A 19,860-nucleotide genomic window follows, 5' to 3' on the forward strand; every position below is an offset into this window, starting at 1 on the left:
CGCATCTGGGATGGGAAAAAATTAAGACAGCGCGCGTAACATCGTGCGCAGGCAGGAACAGTACGGGACGAACCAAAATGACCAAGAGCAGTTCCTCGGGCTTGACCCGACGTGCCCTATTGGGTGCGTTTGCAGCAACAGCAGTCGCAGCAGCACCCACCTACTCCAAAGCAGCAGGCTTTTTGCGCGGCGGCGGCGATATCCGTCGCATTCGCATGTATTCCGGTCGCACGGGCGAACGGTTGGACATGATTTATTGGGTCGATGGTAAATATATCAAGGACGCTGTCAAAGAAGTGAACCATTTCATGCGCGATTGGCGCACGGATCACGTAAAATCCATCGATTTACGCACGATTGATATCATGGCGGCATCACACAACCTTTTGGATGTCAACGAACCTTACATGTTGCTGTCGGGCTATCGCTCCCCCCAGACCAACGCCATGCTCCGCGCCCGCTCTCGCGGCGTCGCCCGGAAATCGCTTCACATGAAGGGACAAGCGGCAGACCTGCGCCTGTCTTCCCGCTCCGTCTCGCAGATGGCTAAGGCTGCTATGTCATGCCGGGCCGGCGGTGTAGGTCAATATTACGGGTCCAATTTCGTGCATATGGACTGCGGTGTCGTCCGCACCTGGCGCGGCTAAGACAGCGACTTTACGATCTCGGCTTATATGACAGGGGTTTGACTGGGGCGGCCAGTTACATCCCCGCGTCTCCCCCTCCGCCGCCGGCATCACCGCCTCCGGTGTCATTGCTGGATGCTGTCGCCGCAGTGGAATTGCTGGTCTCACGAGACTTTTCATCACCGACGTCAGTGGGAACACTGGAACCGGAAGCATTGTCGCTTTCTGAATCATCATCGCTTTCGGGTTCTTCATCATCGGTCAGCTTTCCAAGGATAAACGCCAGAATTACGGCGACCACGATCCATCCTAAAACGCTTGAAGCTGAAACCCCGGTAATCGCGCTACCCAATAGTGCTACAATCACGACAACGATTATCAGCTTCTTATTTGAAGAGATGACTTTCACATTCCTTCCTCCATTTGAACTGACGCGCGCCAGCCTCGTTCGGAAAGTGTACATCAAAAAAACCACTGCTTGAGGGGTTAAGCCTCAAAATGATTGTCAGGATTGTTAGGGTGGTGGCAAGCGGGCGAAAAACGGAGGCGTGCAGACACTATCCATGGCCCGAAAGGGTATTAGCGTTGAAAATATCCCGAGAGGGGATCAGCCAGGACACCTTTCGTAGTTTCAACAGCAGATGCGGGTTGGAACTGTTGGAAGCCAAGATGCTTCGGGCGCTGGAAACCGAAAACGCGAAAGCAAAAAAATTCCTGGCCGGTCAGATGTTGAATGACGCTATTCTGCGGCATATCCTCGGACCAGCGCAGGACCCTTGTCCTTCATTAGCGACGGCCATGTGGCCCGCGAACTTCTGCCAATTCGGCGCAGAAGTTCCTGTTTTGCCAAAAAGCCTTAGAAATATGGCGATGGTGGCGCACCTGAGATGGCTCTCGTGCAAATCCAACCTCCGCGAAGTCCCTTATTTCATTGGGTGCGTCAGCCGCTGAGTATGATTGAAGTGGTACTGAAGTGGTACAGAGCGTGTCAAGGGACGACTTGATTACATGCACCCCGGTGGCCCAACGACAAAGGCATCGCCAGCGAGATATACAACGACAGGCTTGGCCGGGATGTTCTGCGACGGTCGCGCGTAAGAAAATTGATAGTATGCGGACTAACGGGTACCTTCTGGGGCTTTTGGTCACACCACCAGTCAGCTTGCGCGCGGAATTAATTTCTTAGTAGAGGGTTCCCACACAAAAAAGCATAACTCAGTCGGCTACGATTTACAGAAAGTTCGCCATTTTGAAACTCCCAGATCAGATAAGAAAATGCGTTGCATTTCTCGGCTATAGGACTGTCGACGGCGAATTTCACTTTGCTGGCACGTGCTTTTTCGTGACGTTCGAAGACAAAAATAGTAGCTACTACGTAACGGCGCGCCACGTAATTGAGGGCATGAGAAGAAAGGGAATTCAGGAGGTATTCGTCCGCCTGAACACAAAGAGCCAACAGTCAGAATGGCTCTCTAGCGAACTGGCAAATTGGGTTCATCATCCAGATCACACAGTGGACGTTTCGGTACTTTGTGCAGGTCTTCTACCTCATCACGACCATGTCTCACTAGGGACGAGCTTTTTTGCGGTTCAGTCTACATTTGAGGAAAATGAAGCGGGCCCCGGTGATGAGATGATTATCACTGGCCTGTTCAAGCATCATACGGGTGACAGCAGGAACATACCAATTGTGAGGGTCGGTAACCTAGCGGCAATGAATGAAGTCACTGTGACAACACAGATTGGCCAGATTGATGCGTACCTTGCCGAAGTCCGTTCTATTGGTGGATTAAGTGGCTCACCAGCCTTCCTAAACCTTGGCGTAACTCGAAGGATTGGCGGGAAAGTTAAGCAAGCAACGTCAGATATGATTTTCCTACTGGGTCTCGTTCACGGGCACTATGATGAGTTCCTTTCGCGGCAAGATCAAGTTAGTCTGGATGACGATTTAAGCCCTTCTCGAATTAACACTGGAATTGCCATTATTGTGCCGTCAGAGAAGATAATGGAAGCCATTCAGCACGCCGAGGCCCTGAAGGCTTAAAGGTCAAACCACCCTCTATCGAGAGGTTCCTTGAAAACTTCCGACAAAAAATTCTGAGTGCCGGAGATTATATACAGTGCCGCGCATACCCCCCCGGTGGGGCCACCTCAGGACCAACTCTCTCCACCTGCGGGAAGCTCCATTAAATGCAATAAAAACATTGGGTAGAATGTCTTTTGTCGCTGGGCCAAGTTAAGCGCGCATCGCTCCTGATGCACAACGTTTTTGAGGTAACGACCCATGATCATCTTTGACTTTCGCTTTGGTCCTTTTGACTTGCTCATCGAACGCGAGGCCCGTTCAGTTCCCTTTTAGGTGACACGAGAAGGACCGGGCGAGGTGTTCCTTGACGCTGGACACTATGCCCTGACCTTCACGAACCACCGTAAGGCAGCCTGAACATCCGTGTCTCATTTGACCGGAGTGTAACAAGACAAGTGCCGACCCCTCAGATACTGTCTCATTTAAGTGGGGTTGACGCTTAAAACACACTTTCTTACTTAACCTAGAAGGTAAATGATACACTCTCGGAGGCAGAAACATGCTCATCGGCTACGCACGGACGTCCACAGCAGACCAGATTGCAGGCTTTGAGGCGCAGCAGCGTGAGTTGAAAGACCATGGGTGTGAGAAGGTGTTTGCCGAGCAGGTGAGCAGCGTTAGGCAGCGTGACCAGCTTGAGGCAGCCATAGACTTTGCCCGTGAAGGGGACACTCTGGTCGTCACCAAGCTGGACCGTCTGGCGCGTTCGGTCCCTGACCTCATCGACATCCGCAAGCGGCTTTCTGACAAGGGCGTTGGTCTGCATATCATGAACATGCCCATGATGAACGACAGCGCCACCGCACAGATGCTTGAGACCATCCTTGGGGCTGTTGCTCAGTTTGAGCGTGAGGTGATGCTTGAGAGGCAGCGTGAAGGGATTGCCAAAGCCAAAGCTGAGGGGAGGTTCAAGGGCCGCCCTGCCATGGATGAGGACAAGGCATCCGCCATCCGTGAAGCGTTCCAGAGAGGCGATAAGCCGACCCAGATTGCAAAGGACTTCAAGGTCAGTAGAGCGACCGTCTACAGGCTGGCTAAAGGGGCGGCTTGAAGCGCGGATTATGTAACTCGCAGGCCCTTATTTTGGGGGCCTTAAGGGGGACGCAACGGTGACTTGAGTGACGCCAGAAACCCAATACACCCCCATACAAGCAGTAAGCAAATGACCACCAAGGCCAAATCACCCACACTATAGCCGTAAGCAAATGCTCGTCAGCCTTAGAGCGCCGCTGAAAGGTCGTAGAAAAAGTTGCCTAAGGCCAAAGGCTAAGCAACGACCCCCACTATAGCCGTACACAAGTTTTCCGAATTGCCTCGTTTCATGGAAAGGCGAGGTGATGTCAGCGTGGCGTTATCAACGTCCGTCGAGGATGACTGATAGCAGACCGTCTGTGGTGGGGCGTCCTATGCGCTGGACGTCTCGCCCTAGCATATTCCGTGATGTGCCCCTTGGGTTGCCCCGAAGTGGAACCTAACGGACACCTCAGGTGTGTTTCCTTTCGTCGTTGTTGTGATCTGGCGGGACTTTGGTCCCGTCAAATCATTTTGACGCTCCTGTGCATTGGGGCGTGATCGATTGAAAACATACTTTGCACACAGCCTCACAAGCACATGAGACCAACAGGTCCAAGCAGACAACAGGAGTTCAATGATGAACCAAAGCAGCAGCCCGCCAACAGTGAAAATACGGGCAGACCAGATCAAACAGGACGACAGGTTCAATGTCCGTTTCGTCCTACTAAACCACGACAATGTGGATGAACTCGCCCGCGCATGGACAGCGTGGAAGAGAGACCCCAAGACCCACAGCCCTCCTCCCCCGATCAAAGTCTGGCATGATGGTATGGACTACATCGTGGTGGACGGACACCACCGTCTGGCCGCCTTCAAGAGAACCTTTAAGCCGAGCCGTAAGGGGTCCAGATGCACCGCTGAGATAGAATGCGAAGTGGTCACCGGGGGACTGACTGAGGCCCTGATCGCGACCGTCAGGGATAACAAGCAAAAACAAGCGGGACTGTCCAAGACAGAACGGACCAATGCGGCTTGGAAGTTGGTGAGATTGACCGACCTATCCAAGAACCAGATTGCCACCGAGACAGGTGTCGGGACGACCACCGTAGCGCGGATGCGTAAGGTCTTCCTCAGGCACACTTCAGGGGAACTCACGGAGACACCTAAGCCGACATGGAAGCTGCAGATGGAGTTCATCCAGCAAGTGGACATAACGCTTGAAGAGATCAACGCTGAGCTTGATGGCCCACCTACTAGGGGAACCGGGAGGGTCCTTGAAGGTGAGGCCAGAAGCAAGTTCATAGCCAGGGCCTCAAGCCAACTTCGCAGCAACCTAAGGCGTGAATGCTGGTATGATGATGAACTTCTCGCGGAGGTCATTCAGGCCACTGTAGGCGAGAACCGAATGCACAAGGTCATGGACTGGCTTGGGGCAACCGATGACGAACAACCTAGCGCCTTGATAGGCGATGGTGATGAAGATTTCTGAACCCCAAGAATAGCCCCAATTGAAGCCGCCTGAGGTGTGCCTTCATAGGTGCCAAGGGGGGAGTTTAGCTGTCCCCAAATGGTACAGGTAAAGGGCCTTTCAGAAAACCTGATCTCAATAAAAACAAACACTTGGCGAAAGTGAAGGGGCCTTAAGGTGTACCATTGGTATATGGTCCGAAAGTCTCGCCCCTTTTCACACGTCGACACAGAGAAGAACGACAAAAGGAATGAACAAGATGACACTTGAGAAGCAGATGCAGGTGCAGGCGGCATGGTTACTCGTGCTGAGTAAGAAGCCGAACTCACGCCACCAAATAGCGCGGACGGCAGGCGTATCACCGAGCGCTGTGCGAAGGATGGTTAAGGCCAAGATGTCAATGATTGCTGAGGGCGTGATGCCTTCCGGTGATTGGATGATTGACCGGGACACAGCCAAAGAAATTATGGAGAAAGACCATGGAACACTCATCCAATAACCGAGTGGCCGACAAGCGGTTGCGCCGCATTGGCTATGAGAAACGCAGAGCGTTCACGAAACGTCTCAGGTCGACCGCTCGTATCCGCTTAGGACACGACAGGATTGACCGACAACTGGCCCCTTGGGCTGACCGACAGGACCACTGGGCAAGCATGAGAGTGCGCCCTGAGGTGGTGGCTACGGTCAACACCGTGCGGGAACGCATGGTTAAGAAGTTGGACCGAGAGGTCTCTCAGAGCGAAGCACTTTCCCATCTAGTCGAACTTGGCGTAATCGCCCTGACCGAACGCAAATGAACAAAGACGCACAACGCACAATAATGTAGCCCTATTTTGCCGGTTCAAAGATGCAAGTTGTGCGTTGGCATTAAGCTATACCCTACATATAGTTCGTCACAAGAGTTCATAAAATATGCGAGATTACGATGCGAGGCTACAATTCAGGGCCAGCTGATCTACTTTTCAATCAAGGGGACTGGCACTCTACACAAGATGCCTGGAAGGCGCGGATGGTATCATCGATTGAAACCATGGACGGCGACGAACTCTTGAATACATCGACAACTGACTTGGCCCGCTATTATGCGGACCAATACGCTTTCGAAGCGCCAACCATTCATCCAGAAGACCTTGAGGTGGATCAACGTGAAACCCAAGTCGACGTCAGCCGCAATAGTAACCGGTGGACACGTGATCGCTCGCGCCCGTATTACATAACCGGCACCGCACTGGACGTTGAAATTCCTTACTCCGGCAACAAGGTTGGTTTCGAAATTCAACCCACGACTTGGAGCACAGTAAAACCGCGTGGTACAGTTACCGAGAACGTAATTAAGTTCACCATTTCCGGGACGGACCTAACGCAAGACCGTGTGAAAGACGAAATCGACAGGCGTATAGCTGGACTAAACGAATACCTTGAATGGCTGCGCAACGACGCGTATGGCTACAACGCCGCGCTTGAGGCACTTGCGACGGAAACTATTGAACGGCGCAAGGAAAAACTTCTAAAGGACAAATCGTTGGTCGCAGGCTTGGGCTTCAAAATGAAGCAACGCCCCGGTACTGCTGAAACATACGCCGCTCCGCAGGTGCGGAGGAAAATCCGCCCGTCCACGCCGAAACCTTCTGCTTCCCGCGCTCCCTACAAGCCCGAACCGACGCTTACCGTCGAAGACTACGAGCACATACTCACGGTGCTCGAGAACATGGTTAGCGTAATGGAACAAAGCCCCGGTGCTTTCCGAGAAATTGACGAAGAAAGCCTTAGAACGCACTTCCTTGTTCAGTTGAATGGCCACTACGTCGGCGATGCCACCGGAGAAACATTCAACTACGAGGGCAAAACCGACATATTAATCAAGGCTGAAGGTCGAAACATCTTCATTGGTGAATGCAAGTTCTGGACAGGTGAGAAAGCATATCTCGAAACGTTGGACCAAGTGCTTTCTTATTTGAGTTGGCGTGACACTAAGGCCGCTGTCCTGATGTTTAGTCGAAACAAAGACTTCACCGGCGTTCTTGAGAAGATTTCCAGCAGCACGTCGAGCCACGCAAACTTCAAGAAGCTGGTAGAGCAACGCTCCGAAAGTAGCTGGACCTACCTTTTCGGCCATAAAGACGACCCAAACCGCGAAATTTCCATCACGGTTCAAGCCTACAATGTGCCGGAGCGTATCGAGCCGCGTATTCGACGTCCGGGACGGTGAAAATACCGCATTAACGGTGTGTACGCCCCCGATGAATAACTGCAAGTAACAATAGGGTTCAGTCGCCACCTTGGCGGGGAAGCCCTTGGGAAAAGCCCAAAGGGTCCACTCGCAACCCTCAAAGTCGGAGCCATAGAATTGGACGCTATGGCGCAAGGTTTGGAACTAAAGCGATCAGGCCGCCCCCGTGATCTATGACCCAATGCTTTGGTGGTCTTCGTTCACTGCGTCGAACGCCTCAGATACCAGCTTCAAACGAGCCTCAGGCCCACCATATGTCTCACCAACACCCGAAACCGCGTGACCCAGCGCGAACTTCTGGACCACTGGATCAACGCTGGCAAGCCTGAGCCTGTCTTTCATGGCGTGGCGAGTAGAGTGGACAGTGAGCCTGCTGTCTGGGGTGATTGTTCTAAGGTGTTTGATCAACACTTGAGACGCACTGTCAGCCCCCCGAGGACGGCCATATGACGGAAACAAGGGGTCATTGCCAGCAGCACATTCCCTGCTCTTCATCACCTTTTCAATAGCTCCCAAAGCACGGCCCTTGAGGGGCACCCTACGGACTGAAACCTTGGTCTTGATGGAGCGAATGGAGTTAGGTTTGATGTCGATGTAAGGGATGTCAGCATTGAGATGGACATCGTCCAGTGTGAGACCAGTTATCTCTGCAAGACGACAGCCAGTGTCGATGAGTATATCCCAGATCAGGAACAGATCGGGTGACCTAGCGTGGTCCCTCAGGCGGGCACTCATGGCCAGCATTTGGTCCATACTGAGAGGCAGCCTTTTCTCTTCTGCGAGGGTTTCCCCTTGGTGGACCTCAAGGCCTTGGAAGGGGTTTGCTGCTTGATTGGTGAGGTCAAACTCTTTGATACCTACATTGACCATGGCGGAGACAATCCGCAATTCCCGCTTTACAGATGAAGGAGAAAGGAGCTTGTTTGGTGTGGTGTGCATCTTGAGCATCTGGTCTCGAAGATGGCGAGCTTGTTCCCTCTTCAGTTCAGTCAGCTTCATTTGGTCAAGTGGACCAAGGACATCTTCTATTCGTCTACATGTTCGGTCCAACTGTTGTTGTGCGGACCTTTTCCCCCTCACCTTTTCTGTCTCATAAACAGCCTTCGCATCTGCCAAAGTGACTGCTGGTGGTTTAGCCTCAGGGTCACGGATGGCTTTGAGCAGCATGGGGTCAGACCCTAGCTTGTGCATCTCATCTGCTAGGATGTCCCTGAGGTCTTCATCAGGCAGTTCATCGACAAGCCTCTCAGCTTCTGTGAGGGCACGATACCATCTCTCTCTAGGTGGCACTTCTTCCGACCCTGTAGCCTGCCTTCTGGCAGCCCTGACGGTATCCTCAAAATCTCTCAGCAAGGCGGCATGTTCACGGAGCAGAGCAGGCCCCTCTTCCTTCACTGCGAACCGAGCCTGAAAAAACTCTCTTCCGGTGACCTGAGCAACGTCCTTAGGGAACCTCCGCTTGAACCGGAAACCTTCCTTGAGTTTGTCGAGATACTTGATCTTCATCACGATAGCCATGTGGTACTTAAACTCCTGCAAAAGTGGTACAGAAGCGGCTGTTTTGCCCAATAAACCTTAGAAATATAGCGATAGTGGCGCACCTGAGAGGATTCGAACCTCTGGCCTCTGCCTTCGGAGGGCAGCGCTCTATCCAGCTGAGCTACAGGTGCCTTGGCCGTTAGCTAACCTTGTTCCAATCCGGGTGCAACTGAAAATCGTGATTGTTGCACCCTCTTTGAAACCAAAATCAGGCGAAAAGATCATGCGCCAATTCAAGCGCTTCGATCAGTGTGTCGACCTCATCCGTCGTGTTATATAGACCAAAGCTGGCACGGCAGGTCGCCGTGACGCCCAGGTGATCCATAAGCGGGCCCGCACAGTGATGCCCGGCGCGGACGGCAACCCCTTTTTTGTCCAGAATCGTGGATACATCATGGGCATGGCCGGCCCCGTCCAGCGTAAAGCTGAAGATGGCTGCCTTGTCTGGCCGCGTGCCCTGAACCTGAAGCCAGTTGAGACCGTTCAGGCGCTGCATGGCATAGTCCCGCAGGCCGGATTCATGGGCGGCAATGTTGTCCATTCCCAAATCCATCATGTATTCCAGCGCAACGCCCAGGCCAATTGTTTGGACAATGCCGGGTGTTCCGGCCTCGAACTTCATTGGCGGGTCGTTGTAGATCACCTGATCCTTGCTGACCTCTTTGATCATGTCACCGCCACCGACAAAGGGGCGCATCTCGGCCATGCGTTCGGACTTGATGTAGATCGCACCCGACCCCGACGGGCCATACAGCTTGTGGCCGGTAATGGCGTAAAAGTCGCAACCGATGTCCTGCACGTTCACCGGCATATGCACCGCGCCCTGACTGCCATCGACCAGCACCGGTACGCCCCTGGCATGTGCACCTTCGGTGATGGCTTTGACATCCACGACGGTACCCAGAACATTGGAACATTGCGTCACGGCTACAAGTTTGGTTTTCGGGCCGATCGCATCGATCACCGCCTGCGGATCCAGCCCTCCGTCCGCGTCCACATCCACCCACTTCAGAACAACGCCCTGCCGTTCCCGCAGGAAATGCCAGGGCACGATGTTGGCGTGATGCTCCATGACGCTCAGGACGATCTCATCCCCGGCTTCCAGGCGCGGCATGGCCCAGCCATAGGCAACAAGATTGATCCCTTCGGTCGTTCCGGAATTCAGAACGATCTCATCCTCGTTCGATGCCCCCAGGAAACGGGCGATGATCCCCCGAACAGCTTCGTATTTCTCGGTCGACAGATTGGACAGATAGTGCAATCCACGGTGAACATTCGAATACTCTTCGGAATAGGCACGGGTCACCGCATCGATGACGACCTGAGGCTTTTGAGCAGACGCACCGTTGTCCAGATAGGTCAACGGCTTGCCATTCACCTGACGTGACAGGATCGGAAAGTCAGAGCGAATTTTCTGCACATCATACATGATACGGTTTTCCTAGACAGGCGCGGCCGGTGTTAAATACAGGACGAAGGGAACCGCAATCAGGGCTGACAACAGAATTACGGCGAAAGACTTCCAAAGGGATCCGAATTGATGCGCTTCGTTCAGGAAATGAAGCGTGATGTAAAGGCTCAGGATCGCCGTCGCGAACAGCATCATCATCATCAGAAACGGCATCGTCAGGCTTAGAATAAGGGTCATGACCAGGGCGACGATTTGCAGGAACTGCAACCACACCGTCAGGACCATCAGATCGTCAAAGCTTGCTTTGCCGCCTATCGCTTTTCCAACGACGAAGAACGCGAGGATGCTCAGCAGCATTGCTCCGGCGGATCGCAGCAAAACAACTGGGACACTTTCGGGTGGTGGTGCGATTTGACCTTGCGGCACAGGCACCGACAAATCGATTCCCAACTGCACGAGACAGTTCAAAACCACTGCCAGCGCAAAGGCCAACCACAACCCTTCCCGCCCCGGTTTCAGGGACAACAGCTGGCGGGCGGCTTGGTCGGGGCTTCTGATCGTCAGAACCGCCAGAGCGCCGAGGGAATTGATAGTCATGCAGCGGACCTTTGTACTTGTCTCAGACCGGATAACCAGAACCAGACAAAAACAGCAACCCAGACGATGCCCACAATTGTCAAAGCGGGCCCGGGCCCGATGAACCCGGCAACCAGACCATTCAACAAGACCAGGGGGGCGGATGCCAACAACGCCCAGAACAGGGCCAGTCGTGCGCCATAAGCAGTGCCCTGCCCGCCCGCCATCCGCGCTGCCCAATAGGAAATCAGCGCCAGCGTGTAGAAAAACAACGGCAGTATGAACACCGACCCCAGTAAAGCGCCGCCCAAAAGCATGTTCAGCTCGACGCCTTCAAGATGCGCTTTGCGGGCAAGGCTGGGCATTTGCGCGACAAAGGCCACAACGCAAAATGCCATGACAAACACCAGCGCCCTGTCTTCCCGCTGACCCATTTCAAGAAGCCGGCGCACCACGCGCCCCGGCCCCCGGTATGTGGCCAATATGTCAGACGAGACGGCCATCAGCTACGACGCGCCAGCCACCCTTCCAGACGGCTTACGATCTCTTCCGCCAAGGCGCTGTCTTCGATCTCATCCACCGCTTCGGCAAGAAAGGCCAAAGTCAGCATGTTGGTTGCGTCCTTGACCGGCACGCCACGGGACCGCAGATAGAACAGCGCGGTTTCGTCGATCGCACCCGAGGTCGAGCCATGCGAACACGCCACGTCATCGGCATAGATCTCAAGCTCGGGCTTGGCGAGGAACTGGCTGTCATCATCCAGCAGCAGCGATTGGCTGATCTGGTAACCGTCGGTTTTCTGGGCGCCTTCCTTCACGAGGATCTTGCCCTGAAACACGCCGGTCGCCCCGTTGCGCAGCACTTTCTTGAACACCTGACGGCTTTCGCAGTTTACCGCGTCATGGGTGATGAAAACCGTGTCATCATGATGGAAGTCTCCATCGCCAACACAGGCCCCGGCCACATGGGCGACCGCGTCATCGCCTGTCAGCTCAACGACCTGCTCATTGCGGGTCAGCACGCCATTCACTGTCAAAGTGAAGGATTTATAGACAGACTCCGTACCCAGACGGGTGAACATATGGGTCGCGGCCCGGCGTTCATGGTCCCTGCCCTGCGCGCGCACATGGTGCAGCGTGCCCTTGTCGGCGATGTCGATCTCCATGCATTTGTTGAAGCGTGACGCAGCCGGGCCGGTTTCCAGTATGGTGGCCTCGGCCCCGCTTTCCACGCGAATGACGTGGTGCAGGATCGCATCCGAGGTCGGCGACGCATGACGATAGATCAGGTTGATCGGTTTGGACGGTTTGCCGGTGACATGAATGGCCACACCATCCGACGCAAAAGCCGTGTTCAGCGCCGCCAGCGGACGCTGGACCGGAGACTGACCGCGCGTCTCAAGCACGCCATACAGGTCTTTCGCCCAATGAATGTCCTTGCAGCAGATATCCTCGAGCCGGTCGATGGTCACGCCTTCCAGCGTCAGGTCATCCGACTCTTCGGCGCTGAATTCACCGTCCACGAAGACGATGTTCAGCCGGTCGAGTCCGCTGAACATCAACGGCTCATCATCGGCAAACACCGCAGCCGGAGGCGCGTCTGGCGAGACCAGAGTGTCCGGTTGAGTGTATTTCCAATATTCGTCACGCCGTCCGGGCAGACCAGTTTCCAGAACACGGGCCAGCGCGTCTTCGCGCGCGGCGCGGGTGCATCCCGCGTCGGGCATGGTCAAGGCAGACAGCCGGGCCTCGGTCGCGGTTTGTTTGACTTCGGGCAAGGCCATCAGTTCACCTCGGCAAGAATGTCGGCATAACCGTTGTTTTCAACCTCAAGCGCCAGATCTGGGCCTCCGGTTTTGACAATGCGGCCATCGGCCATGATGTGCACGACGTCGGGTTTGATGTGATCCAGCAGGCGCTGGTAATGGGTGATGACCAGGAACCCGCGACCTTCATCGCGCAGCGCATTCACACCTTCGGCGACCAATTTCATCGCATCCACATCCAGACCCGAGTCGGTTTCGTCCATGATGCACATCTTGGGTTCCAGCATGGCCATTTGCAGGATTTCATTGCGCTTTTTTTCACCGCCCGAGAAGCCCACATTGACCGGACGCTTGAGCATATCCGCGTCGATCTTCAGCGTCTTGGCCTTGGCACGCACTTCCTTGAGGAAATCCGCGGCGGACAGCTCGTCCTCACCCCGCGCCTTGCGCTGTGCATTCACGGCGGTGCGCAGGAAGGTCATGTTGCCCACGCCCGGAATTTCGACCGGGTACTGGAAGGCCAGAAACACGCCGGCAGCGGCGCGCTCTTCCGGTTCCATCTCCAGCAGATCCTCGCCATCCAGCGTGGCGGAACCCTCGGTCACTTCGTACCCGTCGCGGCCCGACAGCACGTAGCTGAGTGTTGACTTGCCTGACCCGTTAGGCCCCATGATCGCGTGTACCTTGCCGGCTTCAACCGTCAGGTCCACACCCTTTAGGATCTGCTTGTCTTCTTCTTCAAGCTTCACGTGCAGATTCTTGATTTCCAGCATTTTTTATCCTTTTGCGTATCGCAGGGGGGCACCGTGGCCCCGAAACCTTTTTATCCCAGCAACTTGCGGATCAGACGCGCGACGATCCAGCCCAGGATCGCCCCTCCGCCAACCGCCCAAACCGGGTTGATGAATTCCATGTGGTTGATGTTGACGTAAGCCATACCCAGCAGACCGCCAAGAACCGGCAACGCGTAACCCAGCCAGGTCAGCACGTCTTCTTTCCGGATGCCGCTTCGTGACGCCCGCGTCATCAGCCAACCGACCCTTCCAGCGAGATTGCCACCAGTTGCTGCGCTTCCATGGCGAACTCCATCGGCAGTGCTTGCAGAACGTCTTTGCAGAACCCGTTGACCACCAAAGCCACGGCCTCTTCTTCATCCATGCCGCGCTGACGGCAATAGAACAGCTGATCGTCATCCACCTTGGATGTCGTCGCCTCATGCTCAACGCGGGACGAGTTGTTCTTGACCTCGATATATGGAACCGTATGCGCGCCGCATTTGTCGCCGATCAGCAAGCTGTCACACTGGGTGTAGTTGCGGCTGTCCTTGGCCTTCGGGTGCATCGAGACCAGACCACGATAGGTGTTCTGCGCCTTGCCCGCACTGATGCCCTTGGACACGATGCGCGACTTTGTGTTCTTGCCCAGATGAACCATCTTGGTGCCGGTATCGGCCTGCTGATAGTTGTTGGCAATCGCGATCGAATAGAACTCACCCTGACTTTCGTTGCCGCGCAGGATGCAGGACGGGTATTTCCAGGTCACGGCAGACCCAGTTTCCACCTGCGTCCACATCACTTTGGACCGATCACCTCGGCAATCGGCGCGTTTGGTCACAAAGTTATAGATGCCGCCCTTGCCGTTCTCATCCCCGGGGAACCAGTTCTGAACGGTCGAGTATTTCACCTCTGCATCTTCTTCGACGATGATCTCGACCACGGCCGCGTGCAGCTGCGCGGTGTCGCGCTGGGGCGCGGTGCAGCCTTCCAGATAGGACACGTACGAGCCTTTGTCAGCGATGATCAGCGTGCGCTCGAACTGGCCCGTGTTTTCGGCGTTGATTCGGAAATAGGTGCTCAGCTCCATCGGGCAGCGGACACCGGGCGGAATGTAGACGAAGGACCCATCCGAAAACACCGCCGAGTTCAATGTCGCGTAAAAGTTGTCCGACACCGGAACCACAGTGCCCAGATACTTTTTGACCAGATCAGGGTGTTCCTTGATCGCTTCGGAAATCGAACAGAAAATCACACCGGCCTTTTTCAGCTCGGCCTGAAAGGTCGTGCCGACGGACACCGAGTCAAACACCGCGTCCACAGCAACCTTGCGACCCTCGGCCGGAGCATCCTCAGCACCTTCGACGCCGGCCAGAATCATCTGTTCTTTCAGAGGGATACCAAGCTTTTCGTAAGTGGCCAGCAGCTTGGGGTCGACATCGTCCAGCGATTTGGGTTTCTCTTCCATCGATTTCGGACGCGCATAGTAATACTGGTCCTGAAAATCGATCTCGGGATACGTGACCATGGCCCATTTCGGTTCTTCCATCTTGGTCCAGCGCTCAAACGCGGCCAGACGCCACTCGGTCATCCATTCCGGTTCTTCATTCTTTTCCGAGATCAGACGAACGATGTCCGGGTTCACACCTTTCGGCGCGTACTCCATTTCGATGTCCGTGTCCCAGCCGTATTTATAGGTTCCGACCTCACGCACCGCATCCACGGTTTCCTGATCGACACCCTCTTTCACCTGGGTCTGGTCCAAAGCGGCCATAACTTACCCTCCGTCAGATCACGCGGCGCGCGCGCGATGCTTTTTCTCTTTCTCAAGCCACGTTTCGGCGAAACGCAGCACATCTTCTTCCGTTGTCCGAGGTCCCAGCGATACGCGGATTGCGCTGCTGGCCGTTTCCTCGTCAAATCCCATGGCGGTAAGCACCGCGCTGGAACGAACCTTGCCGCTGGAACAGGCAGAGCCCGCACTGACCGCAAATCCCGACAGGTCCATTTGCATAACCTGGGTTTCGCCCTTCCACCCGGGCGCAGCAAAACACAGGGTGTTCGGCAGGCGTTGCCGCCCTTTCCCGACAAAAATAGGTGATTTTACAGCGGCCTCAAGAGCGTTTTCTAGAATATTTCTAAATTCTTCGATCTGCTCCCAAACGCCATTGGCCAGATCCCGCATCGCAGCTTCAGCTGCGGCCCCGAACCCCACGATACCAATGACATTTTCGGTTCCTGACCTGCGGCCCATTTCCTGGCCGCCCCCCTTGATCTGTGCTGCCAGATCGGTTCCGCGCCGCATCACAACGGCCCCGACACCCTTTGGACCGCCCAGTTTATGCGCCGAGACCAGGGCCATCTGTGCATTCATCCAGTTGAACGCGACGGGCAGCTTGCCAAAAGCCTGTGTGGCGTCTGTCACGGCTAGGCCGGACGGCAGTGTTTGAACAATCCCCGTCTCTGAGTTTGCCAATTGCAATGTCGACATTTCGGGCGCGATTACCTGCACGTCTCCGGCCTCGGAAACCGTAAGATCCTCTTTGATCCAAGCTCTTACCGCGTCATGTTCAATCGCCGCGCCGTGCAATTGGCGCCCCGACAAGGCCAGCGCCGAACCTTCGGTTGACCCAGATGTAAAGACGATATCCGCTCCATCCGCCCCAAAGGCCGATGCAACCTGGGCCCGGGCGCGCTCGATCAGAGCTTTGGCGGCCCGACCTTCCGCATGAACCGACGAGGGATTGCCGCAGACATCCATCGCCGCAATCATCGCGTCCCTCGCTTCGGGGCGCAGCGGCGTTGTTGCATTGTGATCCAGATAAACACGTTTCATGGATACATCTTTTTGCCGACAGGCTTCATTTCATATCCCGCCCGTTCAGATCATTCATCTACAACGGAAAACAGGCTCGGAACGGCCGGGCACGGGGCGAGGTCGTTCTTGATCACATCTGACAAACGGGTTTGATGCAGGAACACATAGACATGCGCACTGAGACTTTCCCAAAGCCGATTGGTCAATGATTGAGCGCGGCTGCCGGACGAGGCCCCGGACGCTCCGGCCCCTTTTTGCAGCGCATCAACGGTTTCGTCCACGGCCGCCAGAATTTCGACGACACGAATTTCGGATGCCGGGCGTGCCAGTCGATACCCGCCGCCGGGCCCCCGCACGGAAGACACCAAGTCCGCCCGGCGGAGTTTGACGAAGAGCTGCTCGAGATATGGCAACGAAATGTCCTGCCTCTCGGAGATTTCCCCGAGCGTCACCAGTCGTTCCGTCGGCTGGAGCGCAATATCCGCCAGGGCGACCATTGCGTAACGGCCTTTGGTCGACAGCTTCATTCCATGTCCCCTTTCAGCAGGATTTGCGCGAAATCATTGACGCCGACGTTGCCAGTGCGTATCTCCGACTGACAGCGCTGGTATGCGCCAAGCAATATAATTAGAACCGTTCTAAGGTGCCCGACGATTATCGTCAAGTATATCCGGGCATCGGTACGAAAAAGACAGGACCAAAGCACACATGCCCGAGGTGATTTTTCCCGGACCCGAAGGCCGCCTGGAAGGCCGCTACCACCCGCAAAAGGAAAAAGACGCACCGATCGCCATCGTGCTTCACCCGCACCCTCAGTTCGGCGGGACCATGAACAACAAGGTGGTCTACAATCTGCACTATGCCTTCTACAACATGGGTTTCACCGTGTTGCGCTTTAACTTCCGCGGCGTCGGTCGCAGCCAGGGCGAGTATGATCAGGGCGTGGGCGAGCTGAGCGATGCGGCGTCGGCGCTGGACTACCTGCAATCGATGAACAACAATTCGAAACACTGCTGGGTCGCAGGTTTCTCGTTCGGTGCGTGGATCGGTATGCAACTGCTGATGCGCCGCCCTGAGATCACGGGGTTCATCAGTGTATCGCCCCCTGCAAACATGTATGACTTTTCGTTCCTTGCCCCCTGCCCGTCTTCCGGCCTGATCATCAACGGCACCGCTGACAGGGTGGCGCCACCGGCTGACACGACCTCGCTGGTGAACAAGCTGCACGAGCAGAAGGGAATCACCATCACTCACACCGAAGTGGAAGGTGCAGATCACTTCTTTCAGGATCGTCATATGGATACGCTGATCACCAATGTCAGCGACTATGTGAAACGCCGCCTGACCGAGAACACCCGCTGATGTCCGACACCATCACATCTCTTGCCGCCAAACTGGCCGAAGATACGATGAAGGTTATGGATGAGACAGGCGAAGACAGGTTCTTTGTCGAAGTTGGTGAAGTGCTCGGGGCCGCGTCTCAGTCTCTGGAAGAGGCGTTTCTGACGGAAATCCGTGTTCGGTTGGCTGAACGGAAAGCCAGGCAGTACGTGATCAAACGCTTGTCTGCGCATCGCGCAAAGCAGAAGGCGATCGAAAAGCAATGACCGACCGTCTGTCGGCGCAAATCGCATTTCTGAAACGGGCCGACGAACTGAAAATGGTCGAGCGGGCAAATGTCCTGCTTGATCAGTCCAGACCCGAAAAATCGGCCGAACACAGCTGGCATCTGGCCTTGTGGGCCCTTGTCATGGCCCCGTTGGCAGGGCCGGATGTCTCGATTGATCGGGTCATACGCATGCTGTTGCTGCATGACCTGGTTGAAATCGTTGTCGGCGACCATCCAATCCACCTTAAGACTGACTGGAACTTGGTTGCCAAAGCTGAGCAAGCTGCAGCCAAAGAACTGTTTGGGCTTTTGCCAAAGGATCAGGCCGATGCGTTTCACGCTGTCTGGCGTGAATTTGAAGAGGATCAGACCGCCGACGCCCGGTTTGCAAAGGTTCTGGATCGTTGTCAGCCACTGTTTCAGGTTCTGTGTGCCCCGAACCCAGATCCGGATCACGTGGACATAGCGCGTTCAAATCTCGAAGGCGGTCGCGCCGCCTATCTGGAAAAGGTTTTTCCACTGGCCTACGAGCACGCCGCAAACCTGCTGGCTGGTGCAGATTCGCAGGCCAACGCGTTTACGACACGGCTGGCGTTTCTGACCGAAGCTGATCAGCTGAAGTCTGTTCTCCGTGCCTCGCGGCTGATGGCGGGTGATCGTTTCGAAAACTCGGCAGAACACTCATGGCACATCATGCTCTACGCCTGGGTCCTGGCTGAAAACGCGCCCCCGGGGGTCAGTGTTGGTCGGGTCCTTCAGATGCTGTTGCTGCACGATATCGTTGAAATCGACGCTGGCGACAATCCGATCCACGGGCAGGTCGATCACGCAGCGCAAGCAGCCAAGGAACAAGCGGCCGCCAAGCGCTTGTTCGGGTTGCTGCCCGACACGCAATGCAACACCTTCACGACACTGTGGCACGAGTTTGAAGCGGCAGACAGCCCCGACGCCAGGTTCGCCAAAGCCGTTGATCGTTTTCAGACACCTGTCGCCAATCTGGAAACCGGTGGCGGATCGTGGGTCGATTACAAGGTAACATATGCCCAGCTTGAGGCACGCGTTCAGCCTGCGATTGCAGCAGGTTCTCCCGGGCTGTGGGATTGGCTGCAACCGCAACTGGCTGCACACTTCCAGAGCGTCGAGGCTGTACACCACTAGGCAGAAAAGAAAAAAGGAGCCCGACGGCTCCTTTTTCCCTGCTAAGCTCTACGTGGCGCTTAAAAAACACTACTACCATCAAACTGTTCAACCATGTTGGCTGCTTCAACTTCGACGGACCCCCCGTCAGCAAGCCACCCAATCGCCACTATCAGACCCGCAGCAAATATTACGGATTTCGAAAATGTCGTCATAACTCAAAACTCAATAACAAATCATAAAATACGTTGAGAAGACTACACCAATTCGATTCTCTGAATAGTCAGGTATACCTGACCTCAGATGGTATTCTCATATCCTCAGACCCAAAAAATCGCCTTGCCCACCCCTTCGGTTTCATGCTCAACGCGAGGGTATCTTTCCTGTTTCGAGGATCAAAATGCCCCAAGCGTATCTGTATCTGATGCTGGCTGTTGTTGCGGAAACCATTGGCACCACGGCCTTGCAGGCCAGTCAACAATTCACCCGGTTCTGGCCGTCCGTCCTTGTGGTCGTGGGGTACGGACTCGCATTTTATCTCATGGCGCTGACGCTGAAATACATGCCTGTCGGTATCGTTTATGCGATCTGGTCCGGTCTGGGCATCTTTCTGATCGCCGTGATCGGATTCATCGTGTTCGGCCAAAGGCTGGATTGGCCTGCGATCCTGGGGTTGACGTTGATCTTGTCCGGAATCCTGATCATTCACCTCTTTTCCAAGACTGCCGGTCACTGATCATCGGTTAGGGCTGGTATATTTTGTCGCGCCGCGCTATGCGCGCGGCAACTTCCCGTTCAAAGGCTGACC

23 protein-coding genes and 1 tRNA gene are annotated in these 19,860 nt (G+C 55.1%); 12 read left to right on the forward strand and 12 right to left on the reverse strand.

The window, feature by feature from the left end:
* Window positions 1-77: 77 nt before the first annotated feature.
* Window positions 78-647, forward strand: a complete 570-nt coding sequence (locus GS614_RS01920) for a DUF882 domain-containing protein (protein WP_152458006.1) — start codon at window positions 78-80, stop codon at window positions 645-647.
* 55 nt (window positions 648-702) lie between these two features.
* Here the strand turns inward: GS614_RS01920 and GS614_RS01925 are convergent, their stop codons facing one another.
* Window positions 703-1,035, reverse strand: coding sequence for a hypothetical protein (locus GS614_RS01925; protein WP_171115883.1), 333 nt, complete (start codon window positions 1,033-1,035; stop codon window positions 703-705).
* 239 nt (window positions 1,036-1,274) lie between these two features.
* Here GS614_RS01925 and GS614_RS01930 point away from each other — a divergent pair, with 239 nt between their 5' ends.
* From GS614_RS01930 to GS614_RS01960, 7 genes are all read left to right on the forward strand, one after another.
* Window positions 1,275-1,577 (forward strand): hypothetical protein, encoded by a 303-nt coding sequence (locus tag GS614_RS01930; RefSeq protein ID WP_171725375.1) that lies wholly within the window; start codon window positions 1,275-1,277, stop codon window positions 1,575-1,577.
* A 391-nt stretch (window positions 1,578-1,968) separates the two neighbouring features.
* Window positions 1,969-2,670, forward strand: a complete 702-nt coding sequence (locus GS614_RS01935) for a hypothetical protein (protein ID WP_171725376.1) — start codon at window positions 1,969-1,971, stop codon at window positions 2,668-2,670.
* Between the two features lie 541 nt (window positions 2,671-3,211).
* A complete protein-coding gene (locus GS614_RS01940; protein ID WP_171725377.1) occupies window positions 3,212-3,763 on the forward strand; it encodes a recombinase family protein in 552 nt (183 codons plus the stop codon).
* 600 nt (window positions 3,764-4,363) lie between these two features.
* A complete protein-coding gene (locus GS614_RS01945) occupies window positions 4,364-5,215 on the forward strand; it encodes a hypothetical protein (RefSeq protein ID WP_171725378.1) in 852 nt (283 codons plus the stop codon).
* A 238-nt stretch (window positions 5,216-5,453) separates the two neighbouring features.
* Window positions 5,454-5,693, forward strand: coding sequence for a hypothetical protein (locus tag GS614_RS01950; protein ID WP_216601080.1), 240 nt, complete (start codon window positions 5,454-5,456; stop codon window positions 5,691-5,693).
* The gene (locus GS614_RS01955; protein WP_171725380.1) at window positions 5,674-5,991 is read left to right on the forward strand and encodes a hypothetical protein; all 318 of its coding nucleotides are present in this window, start codon (window positions 5,674-5,676) and stop codon (window positions 5,989-5,991) included. The genes GS614_RS01950 and GS614_RS01955 overlap by 20 nt, the downstream gene beginning before the upstream one ends.
* Before the next feature lie 212 nt (window positions 5,992-6,203).
* On the forward strand, window positions 6,204-7,403 hold the full coding sequence (locus GS614_RS01960) for a hypothetical protein (protein ID WP_216601081.1): 1,200 nt from the start codon (window positions 6,204-6,206) through the stop codon (window positions 7,401-7,403).
* Window positions 7,404-7,595: 192 nt separating this feature from the next.
* Here the strand turns inward: GS614_RS01960 and xerC are convergent, their stop codons facing one another.
* The 11 genes from xerC to GS614_RS02015 all read right to left on the reverse strand — a co-directional run bounded on the left by xerC (window position 7,596) and on the right by GS614_RS02015 (window position 16,833).
* Window positions 7,596-8,942, reverse strand: coding sequence for a tyrosine recombinase XerC (gene xerC / locus GS614_RS01965; RefSeq protein WP_171725381.1), 1,347 nt, complete (start codon window positions 8,940-8,942; stop codon window positions 7,596-7,598).
* Between the two features lie 75 nt (window positions 8,943-9,017).
* Window positions 9,018-9,094: transfer RNA gene (locus tag GS614_RS01970), tRNA-Arg, on the reverse strand.
* 77 nt (window positions 9,095-9,171) lie between these two features.
* A complete protein-coding gene (locus GS614_RS01975) occupies window positions 9,172-10,392 on the reverse strand; it encodes a cysteine desulfurase (protein WP_152458008.1) in 1,221 nt (406 codons plus the stop codon).
* Window positions 10,393-10,404: 12 nt separating this feature from the next.
* The gene (locus GS614_RS01980; RefSeq protein ID WP_171362847.1) at window positions 10,405-10,971 is read right to left on the reverse strand and encodes a YIP1 family protein; all 567 of its coding nucleotides are present in this window, start codon (window positions 10,969-10,971) and stop codon (window positions 10,405-10,407) included.
* A complete protein-coding gene (locus GS614_RS01985) occupies window positions 10,968-11,453 on the reverse strand; it encodes a YIP1 family protein (protein ID WP_171328358.1) in 486 nt (161 codons plus the stop codon). The genes GS614_RS01980 and GS614_RS01985 overlap by 4 nt, the downstream gene beginning before the upstream one ends.
* A complete protein-coding gene (locus GS614_RS01990; RefSeq protein WP_152458011.1) occupies window positions 11,453-12,733 on the reverse strand; it encodes a SufD family Fe-S cluster assembly protein in 1,281 nt (426 codons plus the stop codon). The genes GS614_RS01985 and GS614_RS01990 overlap by 1 nt, the downstream gene beginning before the upstream one ends.
* A complete protein-coding gene (gene sufC / locus GS614_RS01995; RefSeq protein ID WP_152458012.1) occupies window positions 12,733-13,488 on the reverse strand; it encodes a Fe-S cluster assembly ATPase SufC in 756 nt (251 codons plus the stop codon). The genes GS614_RS01990 and sufC overlap by 1 nt, the downstream gene beginning before the upstream one ends.
* A gap of 50 nt (window positions 13,489-13,538) precedes the next feature.
* Window positions 13,539-13,742, reverse strand: a complete 204-nt coding sequence (locus GS614_RS02000) for a hypothetical protein (RefSeq protein WP_152458013.1) — start codon at window positions 13,740-13,742, stop codon at window positions 13,539-13,541.
* Window positions 13,742-15,262, reverse strand: a complete 1,521-nt coding sequence (gene sufB, locus GS614_RS02005; RefSeq protein ID WP_171725382.1) for a Fe-S cluster assembly protein SufB — start codon at window positions 15,260-15,262, stop codon at window positions 13,742-13,744. The genes GS614_RS02000 and sufB overlap by 1 nt, the downstream gene beginning before the upstream one ends.
* Window positions 15,263-15,280: 18 nt before the next feature.
* Window positions 15,281-16,324, reverse strand: a complete 1,044-nt coding sequence (locus tag GS614_RS02010) for a cysteine desulfurase family protein (protein ID WP_171725383.1) — start codon at window positions 16,322-16,324, stop codon at window positions 15,281-15,283.
* A gap of 50 nt (window positions 16,325-16,374) precedes the next feature.
* Window positions 16,375-16,833: an Rrf2 family transcriptional regulator gene (locus GS614_RS02015; RefSeq protein WP_152458016.1), complete on the reverse strand. Its 459-nt coding sequence runs from the start codon at window positions 16,831-16,833 to the stop codon at window positions 16,375-16,377.
* A gap of 181 nt (window positions 16,834-17,014) precedes the next feature.
* On the opposite strand from GS614_RS02015, the gene GS614_RS02020 reads away from it, so the two are divergent.
* The 4 genes from GS614_RS02020 (at window position 17,015) to GS614_RS02035 (ending at window position 19,788) form a co-directional block, all read left to right on the forward strand.
* The gene (locus GS614_RS02020) at window positions 17,015-17,668 is read left to right on the forward strand and encodes an alpha/beta hydrolase (RefSeq protein ID WP_152458017.1); all 654 of its coding nucleotides are present in this window, start codon (window positions 17,015-17,017) and stop codon (window positions 17,666-17,668) included.
* Window positions 17,668-17,913: a hypothetical protein gene (locus tag GS614_RS02025; protein WP_171725384.1), complete on the forward strand. Its 246-nt coding sequence runs from the start codon at window positions 17,668-17,670 to the stop codon at window positions 17,911-17,913. Before GS614_RS02020 ends, GS614_RS02025 begins: the two co-directional genes overlap by 1 nt.
* Window positions 17,910-19,073 carry an HD family hydrolase gene (locus GS614_RS02030; RefSeq protein ID WP_171725385.1) on the forward strand — a complete coding sequence of 388 codons (1,164 nt, stop codon included), beginning with the start codon at window positions 17,910-17,912 and terminating at the stop codon, window positions 19,071-19,073. Before GS614_RS02025 ends, GS614_RS02030 begins: the two co-directional genes overlap by 4 nt.
* A 379-nt stretch (window positions 19,074-19,452) precedes the next feature.
* A complete protein-coding gene (locus tag GS614_RS02035) occupies window positions 19,453-19,788 on the forward strand; it encodes a multidrug efflux SMR transporter (protein ID WP_152458020.1) in 336 nt (111 codons plus the stop codon).
* Window positions 19,789-19,860: the final 72 nt, after the last annotated feature.

Source organism: Ruegeria sp. HKCCD6604 (genome assembly GCF_013110635.1).
Taxonomy (GTDB): Bacteria; Pseudomonadota; Alphaproteobacteria; order Rhodobacterales; family Rhodobacteraceae; genus Ruegeria.